Here is a 5,430-nt window from a genome sequence, read left to right as displayed (position 1 = left end):
CCCGCGCCGCATCCTCGGCACCCGCCTCACCCTGCACCCGCCCGCCGCCGACGGGCAGATCCCGTTCACCCTCACCTGCCGTGCGCTGGAGGATGTCCGCCAGCTGCTGCCCTTCGCCGATGAGGCGATCGTCACCCGGCCCGCCGAAGCCCGCGCCCACCTGCGCGAACTCGCCGCCCGGACCCTCGCGCGGTACGCCAGGGCCGCCCGCCCTGCGCTGCCGGCGGGCCGGGATGACGCAGAATCGACACGTGACCACCAGCCAGGCGAGTGAGAGCAACCGCAGCGACGACGAGCCCGTCCTGTCCTATCTGACCGACATGGACGGCGTCCTGGTCAGCGAGGACCACCTGGTCCCAGGCGCCGACAAGTTCCTCGCCGAGCTGCGCGCCAACGAGATCCCCTTCCTCGTCCTGACCAACAACTCCATCCGCACCCCGCGCGACCTGCAGGCCCGCCTGCGCCTGACCGGCCTGGACATCCCCGAGGAGGCCATCTGGACCTCCGCCCTCGCCACGGCCGCCTTCCTCGACGCCCAGCGCCCCGGCGGCACCGCCTACGTCGTCGGCGAGTCCGGTCTCACCACCGCCCTGCACGAGATCGGTTACGTCCTCACCGACCGCGACCCCGACTACGTCGTCCTCGGCGAGACCCGCACCTACTCCTTCGAAGCCATCACCACGGCCATCCGCCTGGTGGAGCGCGGCGCCCGCTTCATCGCCACCAACCCCGACGCCACCGGTCCCTCCCGCGAGGGCCTGCTCCCGGCCACCGGCTCGGTAGCCGCCCTGATCACCCGCGCCACCGGCCGCGAGCCCTACTACGTCGGCAAACCCAACCCTCTGATGATGCGCTCGGCCCTGCGCCGCATCGGCGCGCACTCCCAGTCCGCCGTCATGATCGGCGACCGCATGGACACCGACGTCATCTCCGGCCTCGAGGCGGGCATGCGCACCATCCTGGTCGCCACCACCGGAATCTCCACCCGCGCCTCGGTCGAGCAGTTCCCTTACCGCCCCACTCTCGTCCTGGATTCCGTCGCCGACCTGGTAGGCCGCACCGCCAACCCCTTCGCTTGATCGCCCGCCCACCCGGACGACGCGCGGTCCACTGGTGGGCGGACACCCGGACGCCGCCGACCGCAGCGTGAAATTGTCGATTCAGGACAGGAACTGTCCTGAATCCGTTCCACACTCGAATCATGAGTGAAACGACTGCGGGACAGCCGAATCAGACCGACATCACCGACTACGACGATCCGAACGCACCCTGGAACCAGGCGTGGGACCAGGAGGACGGCATCGCCAACTGGAACGATGAGGTGATCAAGGAGTTCCGGGAGAACTCGGGCAAGGTGGGCGGCGCTTACGCGGGAGGGGATCTCATCCTGCTGACCACCACGGGGGCCAGGAGCGGCAAGCGGCACACGGTTCCGCTGGGGCCTCTGTACCGAGGCGACACCATGTTCGTGAGTTCGTTCGTCGAAGACAAGTACCCGGCCTGGTGGCACAACATCAAAGCGAATCCGCGGGTCACTGTCGAACTCGGGGACAAGACCTACCGGGCGACCGGCAAGGTGCTCGAAGGTGCGGACTACGACGAGTTCGCGGCGTGGGTACTCGCCCACAACCCCCTGCTGGCGGATTTCCAGTCCAAGGTCGACCGGCCCATCCCGCTGGTTGTCCTCACCCTCGACGGCGAGGGTTCGACGTCAGGGCCGAACTCGTAGACCGCCCGCACCCTTCGACTGCGGCTCTTCTCATGGCAAGCGGCGTCCTGAGCGCCTCTCGGGCAGGCCCTGGCATCGCCGCCGCCTGCACGCGGCCGTGTCGTCGCTCGCCTTTCGAGTGATCGCCGGCGGGAGCGAGGGCGTCCTCGAACGAGGATCTACCCCCTGTCGAGCGCTGTCGCTAATGTCGCGCGCATGGATACGGCTCAGGTGCGGAAAAAGCTCGAATTGTCTCCCGATGAGGACTTCATCCTCACGGGCCTGGCAGTACCGGATGATGCAGCGTGACATCGCCGCCTCGAAGGGCAAACACCTCCCTTCCAAGCGTGAGGTCCGCAACTCCTTCCGTGCCGACGCGATCGCGGCCATCGCGCGGCGGGAGCGGGACGACTGGTCCGCCGCGGTCGCCGACATCGTCGAGCAGATCGCCGCGGACAGTGATTCGCCGGATCTCGAGGCACTCGAAGTCGCCGGCCCACAGCTCTCCTCGCTGGTGACGAAGCGGTCGCGAGCCCTGCTCCTGCTCATCGACCTGTACGGGTTCGAGCCGTGGGTGGAGGGCAAGTGGGACAAGGCGGTCCGCGCGGAAGCTCTCGCCGCCGCCCACAGCGCGATGGACACACTGCACCCCGAGGATCTCCACGCGGTGGAGAACGCGTACAAGGAGGCGATCAAGAAGCTTTCGAAGGCGAGCAACTGGAAGAAGTACGCACTGCTCGCCGGGGCGGGCCTCGGTCTCGGCGCACTCACCGGCGGCCTCGCCGCACCGGCGATCGCCGGAGTCTACGGAACGTTGGTGCTCGGCTATTCGGGTGCGGTCGCCACGACGGCGGGCCTGGCCGCGCTCGGCGGTGGATCGATCGCCGCCGGAGGCCTCGGCATGGCCGGTGGCGCTGCTCTCATCACCGGTTTCAGCGGTGCGGCGGGCGCCGGCGTGGTCACGCTCGCGGGAAAGGCCGCCGGGTTGACCGCGGCGCGTATCGCGGCCGACGCCATCCGGCTCCACGTCGTGACACAGCTCGTGTTCCGCGATGTCGACGGCAACGAGGAAGCCGCGAAAGCCGTCATCGTCGGTCTCCGCGAGCGCGCCACGAATCTCGGCAAGACCGTCGCGAGTCTCGCCGAACGCATCGATGACCTTCGGGCGCAACTCGAGGCCAAGCAGGCGGAGCTTGACGCCGAGCGAGACCAGCGCCTGGCGGCCGAAGACCGCGTCGCCCGTTTCCGGGATATCGCCGACCGGCTCAAGGAGCGTGTCACGGGGCCGGAGGACGAGCGACTCCAAGCTCTGCTCGCCGAACTCGAGGAACTCGAAGGGGAGAAGAAGACCATCGAGACCGTCGCCCAGGGCGTCTCCGTTCTCGCCGACGACCTCGAGGGCACGGAGTGAGTTCTCGGGACGGCGACACGGACGAGCCGCCCCTTCCCCCTGATGACGGCTTCATCGAAAACCTGAACGCGCTTTCGCGCGACCTCGATGACATCGAAGACGTCGCCGCGTCTGCGCTCGCGGGTGAGTCGATCGACCATTCGGTGTCGCGGCGCATCGCGAGTACGCCTTCGGGACTCACCTATGCGGAGTTGACCACCTTCCATCGACAGCGTCGCGAAACCGAGGGTTGGGGAAAGCCCGAACTCGCCGACATCCTCGATCCGGCGGCGCTGCAACAGCTCGAAGAGTGGCGAGGCTCGCGTCGGTTTTCGTGGGATCGGAGCGATCTGCTGGTCGTCGGCTTCGCAGGGCTTCTCGGCGCACTCGGAAACCTCTACGACAACCGCGTGGATACCGCGCTTCTGAGTGGCCTGTCCGTGTTGAAGACGACCGATCAGTTGCGCCGTTGGGAAAAGGAGACCGCCCGCCTCCCCATCGACTACACCGGTGTCGGCTTCGGTGGACCGGCGCATCGAGTGCGCTCCGCCGGTCACGATATCGGTCGTTTTCTCAGCGCACTCGACCAGATCCGCACAGGCACCTTCGAGGGCACCTGGTGGCTGGACGGACAGCGCATGGTCGCCGAAGTGACGACAACGCGATCCGGCCTGCCCTTCGCCCGAGTGCCCGAGCGTCGTCTCGCGCTCGTGCTCCTCCTGAAGCACTGGGCCGCCGACTTCGTCACGCCGATGAGCCTTCCGCTGCCCGGGTGGACACTGCTCGCTCAGATGCCTGACCCGGATCTGCGGAAATTCGCTCTCGACGCGTACGCGGGAACGAATTCCGGCGAAGGGCTGAACCTTCGCTCCGGGATCGTGACGCCGAGTCTGGGCATGCTGGCGACCGAGATTCTCATCTCGACCTGTCACCACCTCGCGGCCTTCCGGGCGACGGGCAGCGCACGCCTGCCGACGGCCGTATCGGCCAAACAGCAGGAAATGCTGCTCGCCGCCCACGCCGCCGCCGGAGCGATCAGCCTTTCCAAGGCCGCCGCCGTGGCGGTAACCGGTGAAGCCGCCGTCGCGGTCCGACACCTGAACGTTCCAGTTCTTCTGCGGATCGGAATGCTGGCGCTGAAAGTCCGCTCCGACGCGGCGGCCCGTGCGCAAGCCGGAGCGCCGTCGTGGGAACAGTTGCTCAGCGACGAGGCATCGACCTGGACCCTGCCCGAAGCCGCGATCATCGCGGACCTGTTGACCTGATCAGATCGCTTCCGTCGGCCTGGCGGACTCATCGGCTCGGCTCGACATCTCGCGCCCCCGGACGGTCCACGCCCGAGCGACGGCCCGAGGTCAGCGGTCGAGGATCTGGTGGAGGGCTCGGGCGAGGGGGTCGGTCATCGGGCTGCGATCGGTGCCGCGCGGATCGTTGGTGAGCACCGGGCGGTCGGTGAAATGGCTTGCGAGGGTGGCGAAAGCGGCGACTTCCATGGGGGAGCCGAAGACCATCAGCGGCGGGTGGGTGGTGGAACCGTTGCCGGGACGGATGTCGTAGGTGAGGGTTGCGCCGGAGACGGTGAGGGTGCGGGTTTCGATGGTGACGGTCATGCGCTCTCCTCGGGACTCCTGGGGGCTATGGAATGGATGGCGTGGTGCCGCGGAACTCATCGGCACGGCTGGGGACAGGTCGTGACCAGCGATTCCGAGATTTTTTCCCGGACAGCGATGAGTTCGCCGGCGGTGCCCCGTCTGATCCGTTGAACGCGCTACCGACCCGGCGCGACCGACCGGAAGGACCGGACATGACCACTGCCACCTCCACCACCCAGTTCCCCGTCGCCGACGCCTACCGCCCCGGCACGATCCGCAATCGTGTCCTGTGGACGGTGCAGATCCTGCTCGGGCTGTTCTTCGTCATCGCCTCCGGCGCGCCGAAGCTCGTCATGCCGGGGACGCTGTCGGAGAACGCGCTGGAGAACGTGACCATCCCGGTCGGGCTGCTGATCTTCATCGGGCTCGCCGAGGTGGCGGGCGGGATCGGGCTGATGGTGCCGCGGCTGAGCGCCCTCGCCGCCACCGGGCTGTCGGTGCTGACCGTGCTGGCGGCGGGAACGCAGGCCTTCCTCGTGGGCAAGCCCGCGATGGCGATCTTCCCGCTGGTGCTGGCCGCGATCTTCGCCTGGATCGCCTACGAGCGGCGCGCGAGCGTCGCGGATCTGCGGAAGTCGCTCTCGCGGTAGCGCATCGACGGACGCGACCGGCGCTAGGGGGGTCACCGATAGCCGGGTGGCCGGGGTTGGGGTCGGCCAGCCGCCCGGGGGGCGGGGTGG

6 protein-coding genes and 1 pseudogene are annotated in these 5,430 nt (G+C 68.3%); 6 read left to right on the top strand and 1 reads right to left on the bottom strand.

From position 1 onward, the window contains the following. From QH283_RS14240 to QH283_RS14220, 5 genes and pseudogenes are all read left to right on the top strand, one after another. Nucleotides 1-274, top strand: a pseudogene (locus QH283_RS14240) (hypothetical protein); the annotation flags it as partial. A 46-nt stretch (nt 275-320) separates the two neighbouring features. Then, on the top strand, nt 321-1,079 hold the full coding sequence (locus QH283_RS14235; protein WP_280503479.1) for an HAD-IIA family hydrolase: 759 nt from the start codon (nt 321-323) through the stop codon (nt 1,077-1,079). A gap of 122 nt (nt 1,080-1,201) precedes the next feature. After that, the gene (locus QH283_RS14230) at nt 1,202-1,729 is read left to right on the top strand and encodes a nitroreductase/quinone reductase family protein (RefSeq protein WP_280503478.1); all 528 of its coding nucleotides are present in this window, start codon (nt 1,202-1,204) and stop codon (nt 1,727-1,729) included. 238 nt (nt 1,730-1,967) lie between these two features. Further along, nucleotides 1,968-3,119: a hypothetical protein gene (locus QH283_RS14225; RefSeq protein ID WP_280503477.1), complete on the top strand. Its 1,152-nt coding sequence runs from the start codon at nt 1,968-1,970 to the stop codon at nt 3,117-3,119. Then, nucleotides 3,116-4,363, top strand: coding sequence for a hypothetical protein (locus QH283_RS14220; protein ID WP_280503476.1), 1,248 nt, complete (start codon nt 3,116-3,118; stop codon nt 4,361-4,363). The genes QH283_RS14225 and QH283_RS14220 overlap by 4 nt, the downstream gene beginning before the upstream one ends. A 90-nt stretch (nt 4,364-4,453) precedes the next feature. On the opposite strand, the gene QH283_RS14215 is transcribed toward QH283_RS14220, so the two are convergent. Then, a complete protein-coding gene (locus QH283_RS14215; protein ID WP_280503475.1) occupies nt 4,454-4,708 on the bottom strand; it encodes a hypothetical protein in 255 nt (84 codons plus the stop codon). A gap of 194 nt (nt 4,709-4,902) precedes the next feature. Here QH283_RS14215 and QH283_RS14210 point away from each other — a divergent pair, with 194 nt between their 5' ends. Further along, a complete protein-coding gene (locus QH283_RS14210; RefSeq protein WP_280503474.1) occupies nt 4,903-5,340 on the top strand; it encodes a DoxX family protein in 438 nt (145 codons plus the stop codon). Nucleotides 5,341-5,430 lie beyond the last annotated feature (90 nt).

This window comes from Nocardia farcinica (assembly GCF_029867845.1).
Taxonomy (GTDB): domain Bacteria; phylum Actinomycetota; class Actinomycetes; order Mycobacteriales; family Mycobacteriaceae; genus Nocardia; species Nocardia farcinica_A.
The sequence above is the reverse complement of the archived record's forward strand: the minus strand, read 5'-3'. Positions and strand labels throughout refer to the sequence as shown.

Excerpts from the sequence above, each read along its gene's own strand:
- QH283_RS14235 (WP_280503479.1), top strand. The coding sequence starts at position 321 with ATGGACGGCGTCCTGGTCAGCGAGGACCACCTGGTCCCAGGCGCCGAC.
- QH283_RS14230 (WP_280503478.1), top strand. The coding sequence starts at position 1,202 with ATGAGTGAAACGACTGCGGGACAGCCGAATCAGACCGACATCACCGAC.
- QH283_RS14225 (WP_280503477.1), top strand. The coding sequence starts at position 1,968 with ATGAGGACTTCATCCTCACGGGCCTGGCAGTACCGGATGATGCAGCGT.
- QH283_RS14215 (WP_280503475.1), bottom strand. The coding sequence starts at position 4,708 with ATGACCGTCACCATCGAAACCCGCACCCTCACCGTCTCCGGCGCAACC.
- QH283_RS14210 (WP_280503474.1), top strand. The coding sequence starts at position 4,903 with ATGACCACTGCCACCTCCACCACCCAGTTCCCCGTCGCCGACGCCTAC.